23 protein-coding genes are annotated in these 23,242 nt (G+C 65.7%); 18 read left to right on the top strand and 5 right to left on the bottom strand.

Annotated elements, in window-relative coordinates:
* Positions 1 to 40: 40 nt before the first annotated feature.
* The 4 genes from B9N43_RS04465 to B9N43_RS04450 form a co-directional block, all read right to left on the bottom strand.
* Positions 41 to 2,260 (bottom strand): chemotaxis protein CheA, encoded by a 2,220-nt coding sequence (locus tag B9N43_RS04465; RefSeq protein ID WP_145841115.1) that lies wholly within the window; start codon positions 2,258 to 2,260, stop codon positions 41 to 43.
* Positions 2,253 to 2,597, bottom strand: a complete 345-nt coding sequence (locus B9N43_RS04460) for a lipid asymmetry maintenance protein MlaB (RefSeq protein WP_222428802.1) — start codon at positions 2,595 to 2,597, stop codon at positions 2,253 to 2,255. Before B9N43_RS04460 ends, B9N43_RS04465 begins: the two co-directional genes overlap by 8 nt.
* A gap of 12 nt (positions 2,598 to 2,609) precedes the next feature.
* Positions 2,610 to 3,881 carry a methyl-accepting chemotaxis protein gene (locus B9N43_RS04455; RefSeq protein WP_145841114.1) on the bottom strand — a complete coding sequence of 424 codons (1,272 nt, stop codon included), beginning with the start codon at positions 3,879 to 3,881 and terminating at the stop codon, positions 2,610 to 2,612.
* A 179-nt stretch (positions 3,882 to 4,060) separates the two neighbouring features.
* A complete protein-coding gene (locus B9N43_RS04450) occupies positions 4,061 to 4,426 on the bottom strand; it encodes a response regulator (RefSeq protein ID WP_145841113.1) in 366 nt (121 codons plus the stop codon).
* Between the two features lie 365 nt (positions 4,427 to 4,791).
* Here B9N43_RS04450 and B9N43_RS04445 point away from each other — a divergent pair, with 365 nt between their 5' ends.
* Positions 4,792 to 5,076, top strand: coding sequence for a DUF1104 domain-containing protein (locus B9N43_RS04445; RefSeq protein ID WP_145841112.1), 285 nt, complete (start codon positions 4,792 to 4,794; stop codon positions 5,074 to 5,076).
* A gap of 20 nt (positions 5,077 to 5,096) precedes the next feature.
* On the opposite strand, the gene B9N43_RS04440 is transcribed toward B9N43_RS04445, so the two are convergent.
* Positions 5,097 to 6,407, bottom strand: coding sequence for an MFS transporter (locus B9N43_RS04440; protein WP_145841110.1), 1,311 nt, complete (start codon positions 6,405 to 6,407; stop codon positions 5,097 to 5,099).
* 47 nt (positions 6,408 to 6,454) lie between these two features.
* Here B9N43_RS04440 and tsaB point away from each other — a divergent pair, with 47 nt between their 5' ends.
* The 17 genes from tsaB (at position 6,455) to B9N43_RS04355 (ending at position 23,230) form a co-directional block, all read left to right on the top strand.
* Complete coding sequence (tsaB, locus tag B9N43_RS04435) at positions 6,455 to 7,147, top strand: tRNA (adenosine(37)-N6)-threonylcarbamoyltransferase complex dimerization subunit type 1 TsaB (protein ID WP_145841109.1); 693 nt, start codon at positions 6,455 to 6,457, stop codon at positions 7,145 to 7,147.
* Positions 7,147 to 7,614, top strand: a complete 468-nt coding sequence (rimI, locus tag B9N43_RS04430; RefSeq protein ID WP_145841108.1) for a ribosomal protein S18-alanine N-acetyltransferase — start codon at positions 7,147 to 7,149, stop codon at positions 7,612 to 7,614. Before tsaB ends, rimI begins: the two co-directional genes overlap by 1 nt.
* A gap of 35 nt (positions 7,615 to 7,649) precedes the next feature.
* On the top strand, positions 7,650 to 8,360 hold the full coding sequence (locus B9N43_RS04425; protein ID WP_145843438.1) for a uracil-DNA glycosylase family protein: 711 nt from the start codon (positions 7,650 to 7,652) through the stop codon (positions 8,358 to 8,360).
* A 48-nt stretch (positions 8,361 to 8,408) separates the two neighbouring features.
* Positions 8,409 to 9,647: an MFS transporter gene (locus B9N43_RS04420; RefSeq protein WP_145841107.1), complete on the top strand. Its 1,239-nt coding sequence runs from the start codon at positions 8,409 to 8,411 to the stop codon at positions 9,645 to 9,647.
* A gap of 177 nt (positions 9,648 to 9,824) precedes the next feature.
* Positions 9,825 to 10,703 (top strand): CoA transferase subunit A, encoded by an 879-nt coding sequence (locus B9N43_RS04415; RefSeq protein WP_222428801.1) that lies wholly within the window; start codon positions 9,825 to 9,827, stop codon positions 10,701 to 10,703.
* Between the two features lie 21 nt (positions 10,704 to 10,724).
* On the top strand, positions 10,725 to 11,528 hold the full coding sequence (locus tag B9N43_RS04410) for a CoA-transferase subunit beta (protein ID WP_145841106.1): 804 nt from the start codon (positions 10,725 to 10,727) through the stop codon (positions 11,526 to 11,528).
* Between the two features lie 93 nt (positions 11,529 to 11,621).
* On the top strand, positions 11,622 to 12,377 hold the full coding sequence (locus tag B9N43_RS04405) for an enoyl-CoA hydratase family protein (protein WP_145841104.1): 756 nt from the start codon (positions 11,622 to 11,624) through the stop codon (positions 12,375 to 12,377).
* 11 nt (positions 12,378 to 12,388) lie between these two features.
* On the top strand, positions 12,389 to 13,552 hold the full coding sequence (locus tag B9N43_RS04400; RefSeq protein WP_145841103.1) for an acyl-CoA dehydrogenase: 1,164 nt from the start codon (positions 12,389 to 12,391) through the stop codon (positions 13,550 to 13,552).
* Between the two features lie 12 nt (positions 13,553 to 13,564).
* Positions 13,565 to 14,620, top strand: a complete 1,056-nt coding sequence (locus B9N43_RS04395) for an acyl-CoA dehydrogenase family protein (protein WP_145841102.1) — start codon at positions 13,565 to 13,567, stop codon at positions 14,618 to 14,620.
* A gap of 12 nt (positions 14,621 to 14,632) precedes the next feature.
* Positions 14,633 to 15,787: an acetyl-CoA C-acetyltransferase gene (locus B9N43_RS04390; RefSeq protein WP_145841101.1), complete on the top strand. Its 1,155-nt coding sequence runs from the start codon at positions 14,633 to 14,635 to the stop codon at positions 15,785 to 15,787.
* A 28-nt stretch (positions 15,788 to 15,815) separates the two neighbouring features.
* Positions 15,816 to 16,697 carry an SDR family oxidoreductase gene (locus B9N43_RS04385; RefSeq protein WP_145841100.1) on the top strand — a complete coding sequence of 294 codons (882 nt, stop codon included), beginning with the start codon at positions 15,816 to 15,818 and terminating at the stop codon, positions 16,695 to 16,697.
* A gap of 90 nt (positions 16,698 to 16,787) precedes the next feature.
* Positions 16,788 to 17,573: an SDR family oxidoreductase gene (locus B9N43_RS04380; RefSeq protein WP_145841099.1), complete on the top strand. Its 786-nt coding sequence runs from the start codon at positions 16,788 to 16,790 to the stop codon at positions 17,571 to 17,573.
* Between the two features lie 167 nt (positions 17,574 to 17,740).
* Entirely contained in the window at positions 17,741 to 18,199 is a 459-nt protein-coding gene (locus B9N43_RS04375) for a MaoC family dehydratase (protein ID WP_145841098.1), read from the top strand.
* 25 nt (positions 18,200 to 18,224) lie between these two features.
* Positions 18,225 to 19,427 carry an acetyl-CoA C-acyltransferase gene (locus tag B9N43_RS04370; protein ID WP_145841097.1) on the top strand — a complete coding sequence of 401 codons (1,203 nt, stop codon included), beginning with the start codon at positions 18,225 to 18,227 and terminating at the stop codon, positions 19,425 to 19,427.
* Positions 19,428 to 19,534: 107 nt separating this feature from the next.
* Complete coding sequence (locus B9N43_RS04365; protein ID WP_222428800.1) at positions 19,535 to 19,918, top strand: nuclear transport factor 2 family protein; 384 nt, start codon at positions 19,535 to 19,537, stop codon at positions 19,916 to 19,918.
* Between the two features lie 33 nt (positions 19,919 to 19,951).
* On the top strand, positions 19,952 to 21,628 hold the full coding sequence (locus B9N43_RS04360; RefSeq protein ID WP_145841096.1) for an FAD-binding protein: 1,677 nt from the start codon (positions 19,952 to 19,954) through the stop codon (positions 21,626 to 21,628).
* Positions 21,629 to 21,664: 36 nt separating this feature from the next.
* Positions 21,665 to 23,230, top strand: a complete 1,566-nt coding sequence (locus tag B9N43_RS04355) for a FadD3 family acyl-CoA ligase (protein WP_145841095.1) — start codon at positions 21,665 to 21,667, stop codon at positions 23,228 to 23,230.
* The last annotated feature ends 12 nt before the right edge of the window (positions 23,231 to 23,242 follow it).

Genomic DNA, 23,242 nt, shown 5'->3' with positions numbered 1-23,242 from the left:
TGGTGCAGGAACGGTGGTAAATAGAAAGGGTGAGAAGCCGTCAGTTGGCGGCTTCGACGAGGTGGGTGCCCTGGGTGTTCTGTGCCCGTTGCTCCTCGAGGCGGGCGCAGCGGCTGACCAGGGCATGAACGTCGAGGATCAGCGCGACCTCGCCGCTGCCCAGGATGGTGGAGCCGCCGATGCCGCGCACATTGCGGAAAATGGTGCCCAGGGGCTTGATCACGGTCTGGAATTCGCCGAGCAGGTGGTCGACCACGATGCCGGCCTTCTGTCCCAGGTATTGCACCACGACCACGTTCTCCCGTCCGGGTCTGGCGCCGTCGATCTCGAACATCTCCCTGAGCCGGACGAAGGGCAGCACTTCGCCGCGCAGATTCAGGTAGTCCCGGTCGGCGGTGGCGTCCTGCAGTTCGATGCATTCGACCACCATGTCCAGCGGAATCACGTAGGACGACTTGCCGACGCTGGTCAGGAATCCGTCGATGATGGCCAGCGTCAGCGGCAGCCGGATGGTGAAGCAGGACCCCGCGCCGAGCTCGGTCTTGACTTCGACCGTGCCGCGCAGGGCCTGGATGTTCTTGCGGACCACGTCCATGCCGACGCCGCGGCCGGAAAGGTTGCTGACCTTGTCGGCCGTGGAAAAGCCGGCTTCGAAGATCAGGTTGATGATCTCCTGGTCGGACAGGAGCTGGCCGGATTGAATCAGGCCCTTCTCGATGGCCTTGGCCTGGATCTTGTCCTTGTCCAGGCCGCCGCCGTCGTCGACGACCTGGATCACGATGCTGCCCGAATCATGGTAGGCATTGAGCTCGACCCGCCCCCGCGCCGGTTTGCCGCGGGCGAGGCGCACTTCCGCCGGTTCGATGCCATGGTCCATCGCATTGCGCACCAGATGCATCAAGGGGTCGCCGATCTTTTCCACCACCGACTTGTCGAGCTCCGTCTCGGCGCCGGAGATCGTCAATTCGATGTCCTTGGCGATCTCCTTGGAGACGTCACGGACGACCCGGTGAAAGCGGTTGAAGGTCTCGCCGATCTGCACCATGCGCAGTTGCAGCGCGGAATCGCGGATGTTCTCCACCAGGCGGGACAGGATGGACGTGGTTTCCACCAGATTGCTCTGCCCGCTCTTCTGGGCGATCAGATTCGCCGAGGCGCCGGCAATGACCAGTTCGCCCACCAGATCGATGAGCTGGTCGAGTTTGTCGGCCTGGACCCGGATCAGCCGGGAATCCGCCGCCTTGCGTTCCGCCACCTGTTTTTGCTTGGCGGCCGCGGCTTCGACGATTTCGGGCTGCACCACCTGTTGCTTGACCAGGATTTCGCCCAGGGGAGGGGAGGGCGGCTGTTCCTCGCCGGTCTCCTTGGCCAGCCCTTGGGCGAGGGTCTCCGACGCCACTTGGCGGCGCAGCCCCTCATCGAGTTCCTCCTGGGTCAGAGCGCCGCTCTTGACCAGGATTTCGCCCAGTCGCAAGGGTTCCTCGGGCAGGCTCTCGATCAATTGCAGATAATCGGCGACCCGGCTGTTGGGCGGGAGAATGTGCAGGTCGCATTCGTCGCGAACGAATTCGAAAACACGCTCGATCGACGCCTTGTCGGCATGGCTGCGAAAACCGATCTCGAATCCCAGGTAGCAGGATTCGGGGTCCATGTCCTCCGCCGCGGGGATTGCGTTGGGCAGGGTGACGATATTGGCGATTTCGCCCAGGGACAGCAGATAGCGCAGGAAGGCCAGCGGGTCCATGCCGTTTTTCAGCACGTTGCGCCCGAAGCGTACCGAAATGTGCCAGCAGTCGGAGGTGGCGCCGACGTCACCGTCGCGCTCCACCGTGGCGGTCGCTTCCTGCAGGCCGCCGCTTCGATCGGCGGATCCGCCGTTCAGGAAAACTTTCAGATCGTCCGCCAGGCTCTGTCCCGCGGTTTCCAGTTGCGGGTCCGGCTCGAGTTGCCCCTGATCCACCCGGCTCAGCAGCGCGCCCAGATGGTCGCAGCCGCGCAGCAATGCGGTGATCAGTGCGCTGCCGACGCAGATGTCGTTGTTGCGCAACTGGTCGAGGATGTTTTCCAGGATATGGGTGAAACGTTCGATCTGGGTCAGTTCCACCACGCCGGAGGCGCCCTTGATGGTGTGGGCGGCGCGAAAAATGGCGTTGATGGTCTCCGCGTCGGATTCGCCCTGCTCCATGCGCAGCAGGCCGGCTTCCAGTTCCGTGAGTTGTTCCCGCGCTTCCTGGGCGAAGACGCTATAGAGCTCATCCATGTTCTTGCTCCCTGTCCCGGGCCGGAATGACGAGAGGATCGCCGAAGAAGGCGGCCAGGTTGTAGAACTCGATGACTTCCTGTACCGCCGGACTGTGGGCGACGATGCGCAAGGTTTTTTCCTGGCGCAGGCTCTCCTGCTTGACCAGCATCAGCAACTGCACGCCGGCCGTGTCGATCTCGTTGACGTGGGAGAGGTCGAGTTCCAGCAATTGTCCGGAGTGCAGCGTATCGATCAGGCGGCGCTTGATCTCTTCGGCGTCATAGATGAGCAATGTGCCGTCGATGGTCAGGCGGGCGCCGCCCTCGGCGATGTTCTGGGTGGCAAACTCGATCAAGGTGGCGGCTCCCTAAAAAAGTTCTACCTTCGGGCCGGATCCGTCATCCTTTGCGTCGGCCTGGTTGAGTACCTGATGGTGGCTCTTGCGCTGAGATGACATTACGTACTTGCTGTAGATCTGATCCAGGTGCTGGGACAGCGGCTTGAGTTCGAAGGCCGGATCCTCGAAGCGATGCAGGCGCTCGGCAAGCAGGGTGGTGTGGCCGTCCAGGCGGCTCAGGGCGTCGATCACCTGCTCGATCTGCTGGCGCGTGACGTCCTGGAACTGCACGCTCGCGACCGCATTGAGGAACATTTCCTCCAGTTGTTTGCTGCTGTCGCGGATCTTCACCAGCACGTCGGCTTCGTGGGCCATCACTTCCTGATAACTGCGGCCCAATTCGTCGAGCTGGGCCGCAAAGCTTTGCAGGGCGTTCTTCTCGGCTTCGATGTGCTCGGTGGACAGCTTGTCCTGGAACTGGCTCTGGATGGATTGCGAGACGGCCAGAATGCCCTGGTTGATCTGGTTCACCGCCTTGTCGGACTCCGTGGACAGCTTGCGGACTTCATCGGCCACCACGGCGAAGCCACGCCCGGCTTCGCCGGCCCGGGCCGCTTCGATGGCGGCGTTGAGCGCCAGCAGGTTGGTCTGGGCGGAGATGTTGCGGATCAGCTCCACCAGCGAGGTGAGGGAACGCGCCTCATCCACCACCAGGGCGATGCGCCGCTGATCTTCTTCCGAGGCGGTAATCCGCTCCTGGATGTATCTTTCCAGGGTGCCGATCATGTCCTTCTTGCGCTCGATGCGGGCTTCGGATTCCGCCAGCAGTTCGGTGGATTCGTTCTGGGTCGTATTGACGAAAGTGGAAAGCCCGGTCACCACTTCGTCGATGGTCTGCAGCCGGGAAGTGATGTCGTAGGCGGCTTTCTCGGTTTCATCGATGATCATGTTCAACTGGCCGCGCACCACGTCATTGAAGGTGCCAACCTGATTCAATTCCTTCGCAACCTGCTCGGCCGCGAGGATGTAGGTCCGGTTCTGCGCCTTTTCTGCTTTCTCCTTGTCGCTCAGGCCATAGACCGCATCCCGGAAGAGCGCCATCGAGACCAGCCTGTGTCCTAGAAAACCGGCCGTGATCAGAATGAAACTGCCCACCGCGTCGCCAGTCGGATTCTCCAAGCCAATGCTCGGCAGAAAGCTGCCATGAAACCAGTCGTTGAGGAAATAGACGCTGAGGGCGGCGCTCAGCGCGACCAGGAAGAGCGTTGCGCTGGCGCGGCGGATCAGCTGGGCGTTGTCCATGACGGAATGATTTCTGGCGGATTAGCGTGAAAGAACGCAAAAACGGAGTGTGTGGTGACTTCGAGCGCAGCGAGCCAATGCCGCCACCTCCCCCGGCGAGGGGGAGGCCGGGAGGGGGAGGGCCTCCTTGCTCTTCGCGTATTTCATGCGCCGGGGCGGAAAGTTGGCTTCCATGAGCGTTAGCGCACGACGAGCTTGATGGTGTTCAGCAATTCGTCCGCGGTGGCGGGTTTGACCAGCCAGCCCGATGCGCCGGCAGCCTTGGCTTCCATGCGCTTGGATTGCTGGGATTCCGTGGTGAGGAACAGGATGGGCATGAACTTGTAGCCGGGCAGGGTGCGCACTTCCTTGATGAAGTCGATGCCGTTCATGCCGGGCATGTTCAGATCCGTGATCAACAGATCGACCTTGGCGCCGGCCTTGAACTTGGCCAGTCCCTCGGCGGCGTTCGAGGCTTTCTCGACCCCGTAACCCGCCTTGCTGAGGATGTTGGAAACGGAAAGAAGAATGGTGGCGGAGTCATCCACCAGCATGATGGTTTTCATATTCCTCCCGTGCCGGAATGATTCTGGCAGGATGTTTTCACGAGTTTGATAACGGGTCGCGGCCGGATTGCGCGGTTCAGTTTATGTCGTCCGTACTATCGAATGATGATGCCGCGATAAATGGTAACAACTTGTGTGGCGATGATAGCGTGGAAAATCAATGAAAGACCATTATGGGTTCCAGGGTTCGCGGTACGTCATCGATTTTTTCACAATCGGTTTCATGGTGGGGAACTGTGCGCCGCGGGGGGAGGGCGTCCATTCAGCGCAAGTAATATGTGGTAACAAAGCGGCGTTTACCTGCAATCCGGCAAGCTGAAGGATGCGGCACAATCCCGTCCAATTGCTTCGCTCCCGGAGTCTCCATGTCATCCTGCCTCGTTCGTTGCTGCCTGTTGGCCCTGGTCTGCGCCTGCGGACTGGGCGCCGGATCGGCCGGGGCCGGCCTGTCCCCCGAGCAAAGGGAGCAAATGCGCAGCCAGATCCGCGATTACCGGCGGAGTCTGCCGCCGGAAGAGCGCCAGCAGCGGCGGGAGGCGATGCGCGAGCATTGGGAGAAGATGTCGCCCGAAGAGCGGCAGCGGCTGCGGGAGCGCATCCAGGCGCACCATCGGCAGCGGGACGAGCGGCATCGCGACGCCCAGCAATAGCCGGTTTTCGGCGGCGGCGTTCAGGTCGTCAGCGGACTGTTCCGTGTCTCCGGCAGAAAACGCAGCCCCACCAGGGCGGCCAGCAACAGCAGGACCGTCGGATAGGCCAGGCCCAGCATCGGATCGCCGCTGCGGCTGCCGATCAGCGTGACCATGAAGGGCGAGAGCCCGCCGATCCAGCCGGCGGCCAGGTTGTGGGGCAGGGCCACGGCGGAGTAGCGGGTGCGGGCGGGGAACAGTTCCGCCAGCGTGGCGGTCTGCGGACCGGTGATCAGCGCCAGGGCGACCACCGGAACCAGCAGCAGGATCACCATCAGGGCCGGGCTGGCGGCGAACTGACGCAGGCCCCAGAACACCGGCAGCATCGCGAGGGCACCCAGCCACAGTCCGGCCAGCAGCACGGGGCGCCGTCCGATCCGGTCCGACAGTCCGCCGGCCAGCAAAGTCAGGGGAAACAGGGCGAGGGTGGCGGCCAGGGTCAGGTGTCCGGCCCGGGCCGGTTCCATGTTGACCACGGTCTTCAGGAACACCGGCACATAGACCTGGGAGCAGAAGAACAGCAGCGAGCCGCCGGCGGAAATGCAACAGAACAGCAGGGCCATGCGGCCCAGGGTGCGGCGGTCGCGCAGACATTCGCGCAGCGGGGCCTTGGCGAGGCCATGGTTTTCCCTGAGTCGTGCGAAGACCGGCGACTCGTGCAGGGCCATGCGGCTTTTCATCGAGATCGCCAGCAGCAGCGCCGACACCAGGAATGGCACCCGCCAGCCCCACTCCATGAACTCCTCCGGCGCAAGCCAGGACTGGAGCAGCACCACCTGGGCGGTGGATGCCATCACGCCCAGCGGTCCCATCAACTGCAACACGCTGGTGTAGAGGCCGCGCCGCGCGGCCGGCGCATGCTCGGTCAGATACACCGTGGCGCCGCCGATCTCGCCGCCCATCGCCAAGCCCTGCAGGATGCGCAGCGCCAGCAGCAGCAGGGGCGCCCACAGACCGACCTGGGCGTAGGTGGGCAGCAGGCCGACGGCGAACGTGGTGACGCCCATCAGGGCGATGGTGGCGATGAATACCGCACGCCGGCCATGGCGGTCGCCCAGGGAACCGAACAGGGCCGCGCCCAGCGGCCGCACCACCATGCCGATACCGAAGGTGGCGAGACTGGCCAAAAGGCCGGTGACCGGATTCTCGGCGAGAAAGAAGAGGGTGCCGAAATACGTGGCCAGGCTGGCGAAGGTGAGAAAATCGTACCATTCGAGAAAAGTGCCGAAGCAGGCCGCCAGCGCCACCTGGCGATAGCGGGGCTGAACGTTCTGAGCATTCTGGATATCCATGCCGACATTATCAGCCAGAGGCGGCCGGCGGCCGGTAAAATCGCGCCGTGAATCTGATCGCGATTGAAACTTCGACCCGTCTCCTGTCCGTCGCCCTCTGGCGCGACGGCGCCTTGCTGGAGCGTCGCCAGGACCGCCCCAACGGCGGTTCGGACCTGATCCTGCCCTGGGTCGGCGAGATCCTGGCCGAGGCCGGCATCACCCTCAAACATCTGGACGGCATCGCCTTCGGCGCCGGTCCCGGCGGCTTCACCGGCCTGCGCCTGGCCTGCGCCGTGGCCCAGGGGCTGGCCTATGGCGCCGACCTGCCGGTGGCGCCGGTCTGCACCCTCGAGGCACTGGCCCTGGAAAGCGGCGGGGAGCGGGTCTATGCCTGCCTCGATGCGCGGATGAACGAGGTCTACGGCGCCGCCTACGAAATGGTGGCGGGCTTTCCCCGTGAGATTCTGGCGCCTGCCGTTGCGCCGCCCGATGCCGTGCTCCTGCCCGAGGGAGACGGCTGGCAGGGGTGCGGCGACGGCTTCGCCGCCTACCCGGATGCCCTGGCCGCGCGGCTGGGGCCGCGCATCGCCGCGTGGCGGCAGGACGTGCTGCCCACCGCCGCCGCCGTGGCCCGGCTGGCCGCGCCGCGCCTGGTGCGATGCGACGGCATCCCGGCGGCCCGCGCGGTGCCGCTCTACGTGCGCGACAAGGTGGCCCTGACCACCGCCGAACGCCTGGCCCGCGGCGGGGTGCGCTGATGAGCGCCGTGCCGCATTCCTCTGCCGACCTGGATTTCGCGCCGATGACGAGCGCCGACCTGGGTGCCGTGGTGGCGGCGGAGGCCGGCATTTACGAGTTTCCCTGGAGCCACGGCAATTTCGCCGATTCCCTGATCTCCGGGCATCGCGCCTGGGTGGCGTGCCGCCGGGACCGACTGGCGGGCTATGGCGTGATGATGATGGTCCTCGACGAAGCCCATCTGCTCAACATCAGCGTGGTGCCCGAACTTCAGGGGCGCGGCCTGGGCAGCCGGCTGCTGGAGCACTTTTTCGCCGATGCCCGCGCCCATGGCGGCAGCCGCATGTTGCTGGAAGTGCGTCCCAGCAATGCCGCCGGCCTGCGCCTGTACGCCCGTCACGGCTTCGCCGAGATCGGCCGGCGGCGCGATTACTACCCGGCGCGGCACGGCCGCGAGGAAGCCGTCGTCATGGAGCGGGCGCTGTGAGCCGCGACTCTCGGCGCGATGCGCTGCTGTGCGAAATGGGGCTGGGACCGCTATGGAAGCTGCGGCGGCCGGCGGCCGGGCCTGAAGCCGCCGCCGCGTCGCCGGAACCGGCGGCGACGCCCGTCGTTGCGCAGGCATCCGCCGCTCCGGTGGAGGACTCGGGAACCGCCGATCGCGCCGGCGCCATCGCCGCGATGGACTGGCCGGAACTGGAGGAGAACATCCGCGCCTGCCGCGCTTGTGGCCTGTGCCGGGAGCGCAAGCAGGCGGTGCCCGGCGTCGGCGACCGTCGGGCCGACTGGCTCTTCGTCGGCGAGGGGCCGGGTGCCGAGGAGGATCAGCGCGGCGAGCCCTTCGTCGGCCAGGCCGGCAAGCTGCTCGATGCGATGCTCGCGGCCATCGAGCTGAAGCGGGGCGAGAACGTCTATATCGCCAATACCGTGAAGTGCCGGCCGCCCAACAACCGCACCCCGGAACCAGAGGAGACGGCCGCCTGCTGGCCTTTCCTGGAGCGGCAGATCGATCTGCTGCGACCCAGGCTGATCGTCGCCCTGGGGCGGCCGGCGGCGCAGACCCTGCTGCAGACCGAGGTGAAGATCGGCGCCGCGCGGGGCCGGTTGTTCGCATATCGGGGTACCCCCGTCATCGTCACTTATCATCCCGCCTACCTGTTGCGCAATCTGACCGACAAGGCGAAGGCCTGGGAGGACTTGCTGTTTGCCCGCCGCACCATGGCGGACCAGTGAACCATCTTCCCGGCGACCGCCGTCTGGAACGCCATCCCGGTGTTTCGCATGCAACGGCAAGAGGAGGGGTTCATGTTCTACGGGTGGCGTATCGTGGCCGTCGCCATGCTGGCGCTGGGCTTGAGCAACGGTGTGTCCAGCTATTCCTTTGGGCTGCTGGTGTTGCCCATCGGCACCGAGTTCGGCGCTTCGCGGATGGAAATGATGTGGGCGCTGACCGCAAGCTCACTGGTCTCGGTGTTGATTTCGCCGACGGTGGGCAGCCTGATGGACAAGAGTTCGGCCCGGCGGTTGTTCGCCATTGGGGCGTTGTTCCTGGGCGGTGCATTGGTTCTCATCTCCCTCAGTCGCAATGTCTGGGAGTTTGTCCTCGTCTTCGGCTGCGTGCTGTCGGTAGCCAGCACTCTGCTCGGACCGCTTGGGACCAATACCCTTGTGGCGCGCTGGTTTTCAAAGAACCGGGGGCGGGCCATGGGGGTCGCGGCCATGGGGACTTCGCTGGGCGGTCTGCTGGTGCCGCTCCTGATGCAGAACCTGATCGACGCGTTTGGTTGGCGCATGGCCTGCCTCTGGCTGGCGGGTATTGCGCTGCTGATCCTGTTGCCGCCGATCCTGCTGTTGGTCAGGAACCGTCCGGCCGACCTGGGGCTGTTGCCGGATGGCGCTCCGGAGGCGCTTCATGGATCGGGGGCGGCCGCGGCGCCTGCCAGCGCCGAGTTGCCCAATCTGCTCACCGATGGTCCTTTCTGGCGAATTTCCCTTGCTGTCGGCATCCTGATGGCGGCTTTCACTGCGGTGTTGGCGAATCTGGTGCCCTACGCCGTGGGGCATGGAGTGGCGCCGAAGCAGGCTGCATTCTTGGTGTCGGCGATCTCCGTCGCGGGGGTCAGCGGCAAGCTGCTGTTCAGCATTTTCGCCGACCGGGTCAACCTGAAATTCGCGATTCTCGGCGCCCTGCTGATGGTGGGGCTGCCCCTGCTGGTGCTCATCGAGTTTCACGATTTCTGGGTGATGGTGCTCGCCGCGGTTTCCGTGGGCCTGGCTTCCGGCGCCTTCCTGCCGGCTTGGGGGGCGATTCTGGCGCGCATCTACGGTCCGCTGGTTTTCGGGCGGGTGATGGGGCGGATGCAGCCTGTCGCCATCATCATGGTGATGCTGACGATGCCCATGGTTGGCTACCTGTTCGACCTGACCGGAAGTTATTCCACGGCTTTCCTGGTCATCGCCGGCGCCGTCGCGGTTGCCGTGGTCGGTTTCCTGCCCTTGCAGGTCAAGGACAGGACATGATTTTCCTTGCTGAATCCTGACCCTTTCCGACACCGAATAGGCCAGTTCCGATCGTTGGCTCAAAGCGGCGCAACGATGGCGCTTGGTTAAAATCGGGAGGGGGTTTTTCCGGGCAGGGCTTGGCCGCTGCCCCGGATTGCATTTTGAATCGAATCAGATGATTAGGAGGCTTCCAGGATGTTGAACAAGCAACTTACCGCCGCCGAGGTGGTCGCCCGACTGCGTGATGGCATGACCATCGGCATCGGCGGTTGGGGTCCCCGGCGCAAGCCGATGGCCATCGTGCGCGAGATCCTGCGCTCCAATCTGAAGGACCTGACCATCGTCGCCTACGGCGGCCCCGAAGTGGGCATGCTGTGCGCCGCGGGCAAAGTGAAGAAGCTGATCTTCGGTTTCGCCACGATGGACGCGATTCCCCTGGAGCCCTACTACCGCAAGGCCCGCGAGGCCGGCCTGCTGGAACTGATGGAGCTGGACGAGGGCATGTTCGAATGGGGCCTGCGCGCCGCCGGCATGCGCCTGCCCTTCCTGCCCACCCGTTGCGGCCTGGCCACCGACGTAGTGAAGTACAACCCGGAACTGAAGACCATCCAGTCCCCCTACGCCGACGGCGAGGTGCTGCTGGCGATGCCCGCCCTGAAGCTGGACGTGGCCCTGGTGCATGTGAATGCGGCCGACAGGCTGGGCAACACCCTGATCACCAGCCCCGATCCCTTCTTCGACAACCTCTTCGCCCGCGCCGCCGACGCCTGCTACGTCAGTGCCGAGCGGGTGGAGGAGAAGTTCGCCCTGACCGGCGACCAGGCCCGCTTCAACACCTTCGAGCGCTATCTGGTCACTGGCGTGGTGCATGCCCCGGGCGGCGCCCATCCCACCTCCTGCGGCCCCGAATACGGCTGGGATCTGGGCCACCTGAAGAAATACAACGCCAGCGCGGCGGAAGAGGGCGGCTGGGAAGCCTACACGAAGGAATTCGTCGCCTGCACCGAGGCCGAGTACCAGGCCAGGAACGGTGGCCTGGAGGCCATCGGCAAGCTGCCCATGCCCATTTTCTGACGGCCGGATGTGGAGAACGATATGAGCCAAAACACTGAATTCACCCTAGCCGAACTGATGATCGTCGCCGCTTCCGAAGCCTGGCGCGACAACGGCGAAGTCCTGGCCTCCGGCATCGGCGTCATCCCCCGCCTGGGCGCGAGCCTGGCCAAGCTGACCCACAGCCCGGAACTGCTGATGACCGACAGCGAGGCCTACCTGGTCTCCGAGCCCATTCCCCTGGGCCCCCGCGGCGACTACGTGCCCAAGTTCGAGGGCTACATGGGTTTCGACCGGGTCTTCGAATGCGTCTGGGGCGGCAAGCGCCACGCGATGATCGGCCCGACCCAGATCGACCGCTGGGGCCAGACCAACCTGTCCTGCGTCGGCGGCGACTACAGCAAGCCCAAGTCCGCCATCCTCGGCGTGCGCGGCCTGCCCGGCAACAGCATCAACCACATCAACTCCTTCTTCGTGCCCGCCCACAACAGCCGCACCTTCGTCGCCGGCGAGGTGGACATGGTCTCCGGCGTCGGCTTCAAGGACGAGCGCTGGGAGAAGGGCGTGCGCCGCGATCTGATGGACATCCGCCGCATCGTCACCAACCTCTGCGTGCTGGATTTCGAAGGCCCCGCCCGCGCCTGCCGCGTGCGTTCCCTGCACCCCGGTGTGAGCTTCGAGGAAGTCCAGGAGAGCACCGGCTTCCCGCTGCTGAAGGCGGACAACCTGGGCGAGACCGTCCATCCCACCGCCGAGCAGCTGGAGATCATCCGCCGCCTCGACCCCCACAACGCGCGGGGCGCCCAGCTGAAGGGCAACCCGCCGGGGATCCGCGCCGCGGCCTGATGCGTCGCCGCGCCGGTGTTCCGGCGCGGCGTTTTTTCATGCGGGGCAGGAGGGCGCACCGAACCGCCGCAGCCCATTTTCCAGGGGACAGTCATGACCCAGCAATTCCACAGCACCATCCATGAAGACGGCGTCGCCGAGGTCGTCATCGACCGGCCGCCGGTCAACGCCCTCAACTCCGCCGGCTGGCACGGCCTGGCCGCCGAAATCGCGGCCCTGGGAGAGAAACCCGAGGTGCGCGTGATCGTCATCCGCGGCGAGGGCCGCGGTTTCTGCGCCGGCGTCGACATCAAGGAACTCAACGCCGACCAGAGCCTGATCATCTCGGTCAATGCCGGCAACTACGCCACCTTCAAGGCCGTCCATCTCAACAAGGTGCCGGTGATCGCGGCCGTGCACGGCTTCGTCCTGGGCGGCGGCATCGGCATCTGCGGCGCCGCAGACATCGTGGTGGCCTCCGAATGCGCGAGCTTCGGCCTGCCCGAGGTGGACCGCGGCGCCATGGGCGGCGCCGCCCACCTCTCCCGCATGTTCGGCACCCAGAAGGTACGCTACCTGTTCTTCACCGGCGAGATGATCTCCGCCACCGAAGCCCACCGCCTGAACGCCATCGAGCGCGTGGTGCCCAAGGAGCAATTGCGCGACACCGCGATGGACATCGCCCGCAAGATCGCCGCCAAGAGCCCGGCCATGATCCGCATCGCCAAGGAAGCCCTGAACGGCATCGAGGACGGCAACCTGGAAGACAAGTACCGCTGGGAGCAGGGCTTCACCCTCCAGGCCTACATGAGCAAGGATTCCGCCGAGACCCGCAAGGCCTTCGTCGAGAAGCGCGACGCCAAGTTCTGATCGAGGACACCATGGAACTCAAATACACCCCTGAACAGGAAGCCTTCCGCCAGGAAGTGCGGGCCTGGATGAAGGCAAACGTGCCCAAGGAGCCGCTCCAGGACTTCGATACCGAGGAGGGCTTCAAGCAGCACCGGGCCTGGGAAGCCAAGCTCAACGAGGGCGGCTGGGGCATGGTCACCTGGCCCAGGGAGCTGGGCGGCCGCGGCTGCAACCTGATCGAATGGCTGATCTTCGAGGAAGAGTACTGGGGCGCCGGCGCGCCGCTGCGGGTCAACCAGAACGGCATCTTCCTGCTCGGCCCGACCCTGATGGAATACGGCACCGAAGAGCAGAAGAAGCGCTTCCTGCCGCGCATGGCCTCCTGCGCCGACATGTGGGCCCAGGCCTGGTCCGAGCCGGGCGCCGGCTCCGACATGGCGGCGATCCGCACCAAGGCCGTGCGCCAGGGCGACCACTACGTGATCAACGGCCAGAAGACCTGGTCCACCCGCGCCCGCTGGGCCGACTGGGCCTTCGGCATCTTCCGCACCGACCCCGATTCCGAACGTCACCACGGCCTGTCCTACATCCTGCTGCCGCTGAACCTGCCGGGCATCACCATCCGCCCGATCCGCCAGTTGAACGGCCTGGCCGGCTTCGCCGAAATCTTCTTCGACGACGTCAAGGTGCCGGTGGAAAACCTGCTGGGCACGGAAGGGGGCGGCTGGAACGTGGCCATGGCCACCGCCGGCTTCGAGCGCGGCCTGATGCTGCGTTCCCCGGCCCGCTACCAGGAGACCGCGCGCCGCCTGGTGCAGCTGTATCTGGCCAACCGTGAGGAGGCCGACCGCGATCCCTCGATCCGTGAGGCCGTGCTCAAGGCCTGGATGGACGCCGAGGCCTACACCCTGTCCACCTACCGCACCGCCAGCAAGCTGGTGAACGGTGCCAAGATCGGCCCCGAGTCCTCTACCAACAAGATCTTCTGGTCGGAACTGGACATCCAGATGCACGACACCGCCATGCGCATCCTCGGCCCCCGCGCCGAGCTGCTGCCCGAGGCGCCGGACGCCGGCGACGTGGGCACCTGGCTCGACGGTTTCCTGTTCTCCCAGGCCGGCACCATCTACGCCGGCAGCAACGAGATCCAGCGCAACATCATCGCCGAGCGCATGCTCGGCATGCCGCGCTGATCGGAGGTTCCCATGGATTTCACTTTCAGCGAAGACCAAATCGCCTTCCGCGAGGCCATGCACAGCTTCTTTGCCAAGGAGCTGCCCCTGGAGGCCATCCGCAAGAACTGGGAAACCGAAGCCGGCCACGCCCCCGAGCTCCAGGCCAGGATCGCCGAGCAGGGCCTGTTCGGCCTCTCGGTGCCCGAGGACTTCGGCGGTCTGGGCCTCTCCGACGTGGACTGGGTGCAGATGACCCAGGAACTCGGTTATTCGGCCCTGCCCGACTACGTGGTGGATACCGCCTATGTGGCCGTCGGCCTGTTGAACGCGCTGCCCGCCGGCCATGCCCTGGCGGCTGAATGGCTGCCGCGCATCGCCGAAGGCGGCGCCCGCGTGGCCGTCGGCCATCCCAGCCAGAAGCTGGTGGCCGATGCCGACAGCGCCGACCTGTTGCTGCTTTCCCATCAGGGCGAACTGCACGCCGTGGCCGGCAGCGCGGTGAAGACTGTGCTCAACCCCAGCATCGACCTGTCGCGCCGCCCGTGCCGCGTGGAATGGACGCCCGGCGCCGAGACCCGCGTGCTCGACGCCGCCGCCGCCGCGCCGCTGTGGGAAGACGCCCTGAACCGCGGCGCCCTGGCGGCCGCCGGCCAGATCATGGGCCAGATCCTGCGCATGCTGGACATCTCCGTGGCCTACACCAGCGAACGCAAGCAGTTCGGCAAGCCCATCGGCAGCTTCCAGGCGGTCAAGCACCATCTGGCCACCGTGGCGGTCAAGGCCGAGTTCGCCAAGCCCGTGCTGGAGCGGGCCGCCCAGGCCATGGCCAGCGGCGATCCCGCACGCGGCGTCCATGTCTCCCACGCCAAGCTGGCCTGCGGCGATGCCGGCTGGCTGGCCGCCCGCAGCGGCATCCAGGTCCATGGCGGCATGGGCTACACCTGGGAAGTCGATCTGCAGATATTCATGAAGCGCGCCTGGGTGCTGGACGCGGCCTGGGGCGACCGGGCCTTCCACAAGAACCGCGTGGCCGCCCATGTACTTTCCGCCAACGCCCTCCTGGGCGCCGGCAAGACCTTTATTTGAGAAGGAACAGCAATGGCTGAAGCTTACATCGTTGATGCCCTGCGCTCCCCCACGGGCAAGCGCAAGGGTTCCCTGGCCACCGTCCATGGCGCCGACCTCGGCGCCCATGTGATCAAGGCCATCGTCGAGCGCAACGCCATTCCCGCCGAGGATTACGACGACGTGATCTTCGGCTGCGTGGACACCATCGGCGCCCTGGCCGGCGACATCGCCCGCACTTCCTGGCTGGCCGCCGGCATGCCGATGTGCGTGCCCGGCACCACCGTGGACCGCCAGTGCGGCTCCTCCCAGCAGGCTGTGCACTTCGCCGCCCAGGCGGTGATGAGCGGCACCCAGGACGTGATCCTGGCCGGCGGCGTGCAGACCATGACCAGCATTCCCATCTCCTCGGCGATGCTGGCCGGCCAGCCCCTGGGCTTCACCACGCCCTTCGCCGAGAGCAAGGGTTGGCAGGCCCGCTTCGGCGACGCGCCGGTGAACCAGTTCTACGCCGCCCAGCGCATCGCCGACAAGTGGGGCATTTCCCGCGAGGACATGGAAGTCTTCGCCAAGGAAAGCCACGACCGGGCGCTTGCCGCCATCGCCGCGGGCCGCTTCGACCGCGAAGTCGTGCCCTACGGCGACTTCAAGATGGACGAGACCGCCCGCGCCTCGACCCTGGAGAAGATGGCGACCCTGGCGCCGGTGGATCCCACTTATCCTGCCATCACCGCCGCCGTTTCCAGTTCCACCTGTGACGCTTCCGCCGCCGTGCTGGTGGTGTCCGAGGCCGCGCTGAAGCGCTACAACTTGAAGCCCCGGGCTCGCATCCATCACATCAGCGTGCGCGCCGACGATCCGATCTGGCACCTGACCGCGCCGATCCCCGCCACCGAGTACGCATTGAAGCGCGCCGGCATGAAGCTCGCCGACATCGACCGGGTGGAAATCAACGAAGCCTTCGCTTCCGTGGTCATGGCCTGGTTGAAGGAGACCGGCTACGACTACGCCAGGACCAACGTCAATGGCGGCGCCATCGCCCTGGGCCATCCCCTGGGCGCCTCCGGCGCCAAGCTGATGACCACGCTGCTCCACGAACTGGAGCGCACCGGCGGCCGCTACGGCCTGCAGACCATGTGCGAAGGCGGCGGTCAGGCCAACGTGACGATCATTGAACGCCTCGGCTAATCGAACATTCAAGGAAAGGAATCTCAACATGGGACTTTGTGACAACCGCACCGTCATCATCACCGGCGCCGGCGGCGGCCTCGGCCGCGCCTACGCCATCGCCCTGGCCCAGGCCGGCGCCAACGTGGTGGTCAACGACATCCGCCTCGACGCCGCCCAGGAAGTGGTGAACGACATCGTCAAGGCCGGCGGCAAGGCCATCGCCAACAACGACGACATCACCACCATCGCCACCGCCCAGAAGATCGTCGACGCCGCCATTGCCGCCTACGGCAACGTGGACGCCGTGGTGAACAACGCCGGCATCCTGCGCGACCGCATGTTCGTCTCCCTCTCCGAGGACGACTGGGACGCCGTGATGCGCGTGCATCTGAAGGGTCATTTTTGCCTGTCCAACATCCTCGGCAAGTACTGGCGCGACCAGACCAAGGCCGGCAAGGCCGTGGATGCCCGCATCATCAACACCAGCTCCGGTGCTGGCCTGCAAGGCTCCATCGGCCAGTCCAACTACTCCGCCGCCAAGGGCGGCGTGGCCACCCTGACCCTGGTGCAGTCCGCGGAGCTGAAGCGCTACGGCGTCACCGCCAACGCCCTGGCCCCCGCCGCCCGCACCGCGATGACCGAGCAGGGCATGCCCGACATGGTGAAGAAGCCCACCGACGGCAGCTTCGACTTCTACGATCCGATGAACGTGGCCGCCCTGATCGTCTATCTGGTGAGTTCCTCCTCCAAGCACGTGAACGGCCAGGTCTTCGAGATCGAAGGCGACCGCGTCTCCGTCTGCGACGGCTGGAAGACCGGCCCCGAGAAGAAGAAGGGCGGTGCCGGCTACACCGCCGAGGAGATCGGCGGCGTGATCGACGAGCTGATCAAGCAGTCGGCTCCCCCGAAGAAGGTCTGGGGTAGCTGAGTCACCATTGCCCGCCATGGCGGGCAGCAGAGCGCCGTTCCGGGTTCGGGACGGCTTCTTCTTGCGTAGACTTTATTCAAAGAGACGATCATGAAAAACGCTCCTTCCTACGTTCCGGGCCACGGCCTCCTGAAGGGCAAGACCGCCCTGGTCACCGCCGCCGCCGGTGCCGGCATCGGCTTTTCCGCCGCCAAGCGCTGCGCCGAGGAGGGCGTGCGCGCCCTGATGATTTCCGACATCCACGAGCGCCGCCTGGGCGAGGCGGTGGAGAAGCTGAAGGCCGAAACCGGGCTTCAGGAAGTCTATGGCATGCTCTGCGACGTGACCAAGGAAGATCAGGTTCAGGCGTTGATCGCGGCCGCCGAAGAGAAGCTGGGCGGCGTGGACATCCTGATCAACAATGCCGGCCTGGGTGGCCAGAAGCGCATTGTCGACATGACCGACGACGAGTGGTTCAAGGTGATCGACGTGTCCCTGAACAGCGTGTTCCGCATGACCCGCGCCATCCTCAAGGTGATGCAGCCCCGGGGCCATGGCGTGATCGTGAACAACGCCTCGGTGCTGGGCTGGCGCGCCCAGAAGGAACAGGCCCACTACGCTGCCGCCAAGGCCGGGGTGATGGCCCTGACCCGCTGCGCCGCCCTGGAAGCGGCCGAATTCGGCGTGCGCATCAATGCCGTGTCGCCTTCCATCGCGCTGCACGAGTTCCTCAAGAAGGCTTCCTCCGAGGAGCTGCTGGACAAGCTCTCCAGCACCGAAGCCTTCGGCCGCGCCGCCGAGCCCTGGGAAGTGGCCAACACCATGATCTTCCTGGCCAGCGACTATTCCTCCTACATGACGGGTGAAGTGGTCTCCGTCAGTTCCCAGCGGGCGTGAGGCTCGCCCCCCTTCGCCCCCCTCCGGGGGGTTCGATGCGGCTCGCTTCGCTCGATGTTTGGGGGAGGCTGCGTTTTTACAACTTGCCACTTGCGGCTGGCGCCGCGTGCCGCTTTCTCTTGGGGCGGCCCGGCGAGAAAGCTACATTTTTGCATTAAGGAGGCCTCATGGCTGTCGTCTTCAATTCCAACCAGTCCGTGATCGACCTGCAGGGCAAGGAGCTGGGTACCAGCGACTGGCTCGCCATCGAGCAGGACCGCATCAATCAGTTCGCCGACGCCACGGGCGACCATCAGTGGATTCACGTGGACCCTGTCAAAGCCAAGGACGGCCCTTTCGGCGCCTGCATCGCCCATGGCTATCTGACGCTCTCCCTGGTCAATTACTTCATGCCCCAGGTGATCGCCCTGGAGAACATGAAAATGGGCGTGAACTACGGTTGCGAGAAAATCCGTTTTCCCAATACCGTGAAGGTGGGTTCCCGCGTGCGCGGCCGCTGCGAGCTGATCAAGGCCGAGCCGGCCGGCGAGGGCGTCCAGGCCACGATCCGCGTCACCGTGGAGATCGAGGGCCAGGAGCGTCCCGCCTGCGTCGCCGACACCATCAGCCGTTATTTCTTCAACTGAATTCCGCCTCTGGAAAGGAACGATCATGAAAGAAGCCGTCATCGTCAGCACCGCCCGTACCGGCATCGGCAAAGCCTACCGCGGCGCCTTCAACGATACCGAAGCCCCCGTGATGGGCGGCCATGTGGTCAAGGCCGCCGTCGAGCGCGCCAAGCTCAACCCCGCCGAGGTGGATGACGTGATCATCGGCGTGTCGGCCCAGCAGGGTACTCAGGGCTACACCCTGGGCCGCCTGTCGGTGTACACCGCCGGCCTGCCCGACACCGTGCCCGGCATGGCCCTGGACCGCATGTGCGCCTCGGGCCTGGTGGCCATCGCCGACGCCGCCAAGAGCATCATGGCCAACGAGCGCGACATCATCGTCGCCGGCGGCCTGGAGTCCATCTCCCTGGTGCAGAACAAGTTCAAGAACGCCCATCGCACGCCCTCCAAGGCCGTGCTGGCGGCCTATCCCACCGCCTATGCGCCGATGATCGAGACCGCCGAGATCGTTTCCCAGCGCTACAACATCTCCCGCGCCGCGCAGGACGAGTACGCCCTGCAAAGCCAGCAGCGCACCGCGGAAGCCCAGGCCAAGGGCGTCTTCAACGACGAGATCGTGCCGATCACCGTCGAGAAGCAGCTTTTCGACAAGGAAGGCAACCCCACCACCAAGGAAACCGTGACCCTCACCAAGGACGAGGGCAACCGCGCCGACACGACGCTGGAGAGCCTGGCCGGCCTGAAGCCCGTTTATAAGAACGGCCAGTGGGTCAAGGAAGGCCAGTTCATCACCGCCGGCAACGCCTCCCAGCTGTCCGACGGCGCCTCCGCCTCGGTGCTGATGAGCCGCGAGATGGCCAAGGAGCGTGGCCTCGAGCCCCTGGGCGTGTATCGCGGTCTGGCGCTGGCCGGCTGCAAGGCCGAGGAAATGGGGATCGGTCCTGTCTTCGCGATCCCGAAACTCCTGGTCCGCCACAACCTCAAGGTGTCGGACATCGGCCTCTGGGAAATCAACGAAGCTTTCGCCTGCCAGGTGGTGTACTGCCGCGACCAGCTGGGCATCCCCAACGACCGCCTGAACGTCAACGGCGGCGCCATCGCCATCGGCCATCCCTTCGGCATGTCCGGCGCCCGTCTGGTGGGCACCGCGCTGCTGGAAGCGCGCCGTCGCGGCGAGCGCTATGTGGTCGTCTCGATGTGCATCGGCGGCGGCATGGGGGCTGCCGGTTTGTTCGAAATCGTCTAAGCTCTCGTTCTTAGTGACGGAGCGTTCAGTAATAATCCACACGGGGCCGCGTCAATGACGGCCCCGTGTTTTTCATGAAAAAACATACCCATGAGGACGGAGGACGGATGATGCCAACATCGGCGGAAATGAAGGCTGTGATGACCAAGTATGCGTCGCTGGTGAGCGCGGGCGATGCCGAGGCCGTGGTGGCGCTCTATGCCGACAACGCCACCATCGAGGACCCGGTGGGCTCTCCCGCCCAGAGTGGACGCGAGGCCATCGCCAAGTTCTACCAGGGCGCCTGCGCCTCGGGCGTGAAGATCAACGTGCTGTCCGGGCCCTATGGCTCCTTCGGCAACAGCGCCGCGATGGTGGCGGAAGTGCTGGTCGAGGTGCCGGGGTTGGGGCCGAGCCGCATCGAACTGGTCGAGGTCATGGAGTTCGACGCCCAGGGCAAGATCAGCGCCATGCGCGCCTACTGGGGCCAAGAGGACATGAAGCCCGTCTGACGGGTGGTTCAACAACGATCGAAGGGGAAGACGATGAGCGAGAACGCGGAATTCGATGTAGTGGTGGTGGGCTCCGGCGGTGGCGCGCTGCTGTCGGCGGTGCGTTGCCACGATCTGGGCATGAAGGTGCTGGTGATCGAGAAGAGCGACAAGTACGGCGGCACGTCCGCCACTTCCGGCGGCGTGCTGTGGATTCCCATGAACGGCCAGGTGGAGGACAGCTACGAGAGCGCCTACACCTATCTCAAGGCGGCGGTGGGCGATACCTCCACCGACGGCAAGATCCGCGCCTTCCTCGACAGCGGCGGGGAGATGATCCGCTACGTCAACGAGAAGACCTCGGTGCGCTACAAGGTCTGCCCGGAATACCCCGACTACTACCAGGAAATGCCCGAGGCCAGGCCCGGCGGCCGCTCCATGGAGCCGGTGCCCTTCAACGCCGCCCTGTTGGGCGACGAGCTTCAGAATCTGCGCGAGTCCCATATCGGCGTGGCCTTGAACGGCGTCGGCATGACGGCGCCGGAGGCCAACACCCTGGCCACCAAGGGGCCGGGCTGGGTCTGGCTCACCATCAAGACCATGGGCCGCTATTACCTCGACTACCCCTGGCGTCTGAAGACCAAGCGCGACCGTCGCCTGTGCCTGGGCAATGCGCTGATCGCTTCCTTGCGTCATTCGATGCTGGTGCGCGACATGCCCCTGTGGCTGAACTGTCCGCTGGAGTCGCTGGTGGTGGAGAACGGCCGGGTCGCCGGCGTGGTGGCCAGGAAGGACGGCAAGCCGCTGACGATCCGGGCGCGCAAGGGCGTGATCCTGGCGGCCGGCGGCTTCGAGCGCAATCAGGAAATGCGCGACAAATATCTGCCCCAGCCCAGCCGCCAGGAGTGGTCGTCCGCGCCCAAGGACAACAACACTGGCGACACCATCCGCGCCGCCGAGGCCATCGGCGCCAGGCTGGACAATATGGATCAGGTCTGGGGCACGCCCTCGACACCCAATCCCAGGGCGCCCCAGGGCCAGCAGCCGATCTTCTCGGAGCGGGGCCTGGGCGGCTTCGTCGCGGTCAACAAGCAGGGCAGGCGCTTCGTCAACGAGGCGATCTCCTACGACCGCTTCCAGTCCGCCATGTACGAGGACCATCGCAAGAGCGGCGGCTGCATCCCCGCCTGGTTCGTGTTCGACAGCAACTACCGCAAGAATTCGCCCATGGGTCCGGTCCTGCCGAGCATCGTGATGCCCGACGGCAAGGTTCCCCGGGAGTGGTTCGGCGACTTCTTCTTCAAGGCCGACACTGTCGAGGGCCTGGCCCGCCAGATCGGCGTCGATGCCGCCGGGCTGGCCGAAACCCTGAGTAAGCACAACGAGTACGCCCGCACCGGTGTGGACCTGGAGTTCAACCGGGGCTCCAACCCCCACGACCGCTATTGGTCCAACAAGGCCGTGAAGCCCAACCCCTGCCTGATCCCGATCGAGAAGGGGCCGTTCTACGCCCTCAAGGTCTGGCCCAGCGACACGGGCACCAAGGGCGGGCCGGCCATCACCGACGATGCCCAGGTGATCAACACGGCGGGCGAGCCGATTCCAGGCCTCTACTGCATCGGCAACAACTCCGCCGCCGCGCTGGGCCGCGCCTATGCCGGCGCCGGCGGCACGATCGGCCCCGGCATGGTTTTCGGCTTCCGCGCCGCCAACCATCTGGCCAAGAACTGAACGTCGCCTCGACACCGGAACCACACAAGGAACCCTATGCTGCCCAAGACCCTGACCATTCCCCACACGATGGCGGAGTCCGCCGCCCGCTGGCCGGAGGCCATCGCCATCGAGGAGGGGGAGCGCAAGATCAGCTACCGCGACCTGGACGCCCTGCGGCTCCAGGCCGCCCGGGCCCTGATGGCCCTGGGCGTGGGCGTCGGCGACCGGGTGGCGATCTGGGCGCCCAACCAGTGGGAATGGATCGTCGCCGCCCTCGGCCTGCAGACGGCTGGCGCCGTGCTGGTGCCCATCAACACCCGCATGAAGGGCATGGAAGCGGCCGACATCCTGAAGCGCAGCGGCGCCAGGGTGATGTTCATCGCCGGCGATTTCCTGGGCAGCTACTATCCCGACATGTTGCAGGGCCAGGACGTGGGCGGGCTGGCCCATACCTTCGTGCTGCGCGCCGCCAAGGCCGGCGACAAGGGCTGGGACGATTTCATGGCGCTGGCGGGGCGGGTCTCCGAGGCCGACGCCCTGGCACGGATGGAGACGGTGAAGCCCGATTCCCTCTCCGACCTGATGTTCACCTCCGGCACCACCGGCCGCTCCAAGGGCGTGATGTCGGTGCACAGCGCCGTGGTCCAGGCCTTCGACGCCTGGTCCAGCGTGGTGACTCTGGGGCCGGGCGACCGCTATCTGGTGATCAACCCCTTCTTCCATTCCTTCGGCTACAAGGCCGGCTGGTTCTCGGCCCTGCTGCGCGGCGCGACCATCTTGCCCTGCGCGGTGTTCGACGCCGAGACCGTGCTGAAGCTGATCAACGACGAGCGCATCAGCTTCCTGCCCGGCCCGCCCACCCTGTACCTGACGATGCTGGCCTCGCCCAGGCTGAAGGACTACGACATCTCCAGCCTGCGGGTCGCCGTGACCGGCGCCGCCACCATTCCGCCGGTGCTGATCCAGCGCATGCGCGACGAGCTGGGCTTCAAGGTGGTGGTGACCGCCTACGGCCTGACCGAGTGCGGCGGCTGCGCCACCGTCTGCGATCCCGGCGAGGATGCGGAAACCATCGCCACCACCAGTGGCCGGGTGATCCCCGGCATCGAGCTGCGCTGCGTGGACGAGGCCGGCAACCCGGTGCCTGCGGGCACGGCCGGTGAGATCGTGATCCGCGGCTATTGCGTGATGAAGGGCTACATGGACGACGAGGAGGGCACCCGCGAGGCGATCGACGCCGAGGGCTGGCTGCATACCGGCGACGTCGGCATCCTCGACGCGCGGGGCAACCTGCGCATCACCGACCGCCTGAAGGACATGTTCATCGTCGGCGGCTTCAACTGCTATCCGGCCGAGGTGGAAAAGCTGCTCAGCGTCCATCCCGCGATTGCCCAGGTGGCCGTGGTGGGCGTGCCCGACGAGCGCATGGGCGAGGTGGGCTGCGCCTTCGTGATCCTGAAGGACGGCGCCGCGTTGGACGAAAAGGGGCTGATCGGCTGGGCTCGGGAGAACATGTCCAACTACAAGGTGCCGCGCTATGCGCGCTTCGAGAAGACGTTCCCCACCAACGCCTCGGGCAAGGTGCTGAAGCGGGAACTGCGGGATGCCTTCAAGCCCTGACGCGCAATTTCC

Origin of the sequence: Denitratisoma sp. DHT3 (assembly GCF_007833355.1) — a bacterium.
GTDB lineage: Bacteria > Pseudomonadota > Gammaproteobacteria > Burkholderiales > Rhodocyclaceae > Denitratisoma.
The sequence above is the reverse complement of the archived record's forward strand: the minus strand, read 5'-3'. Positions and strand labels throughout refer to the sequence as shown.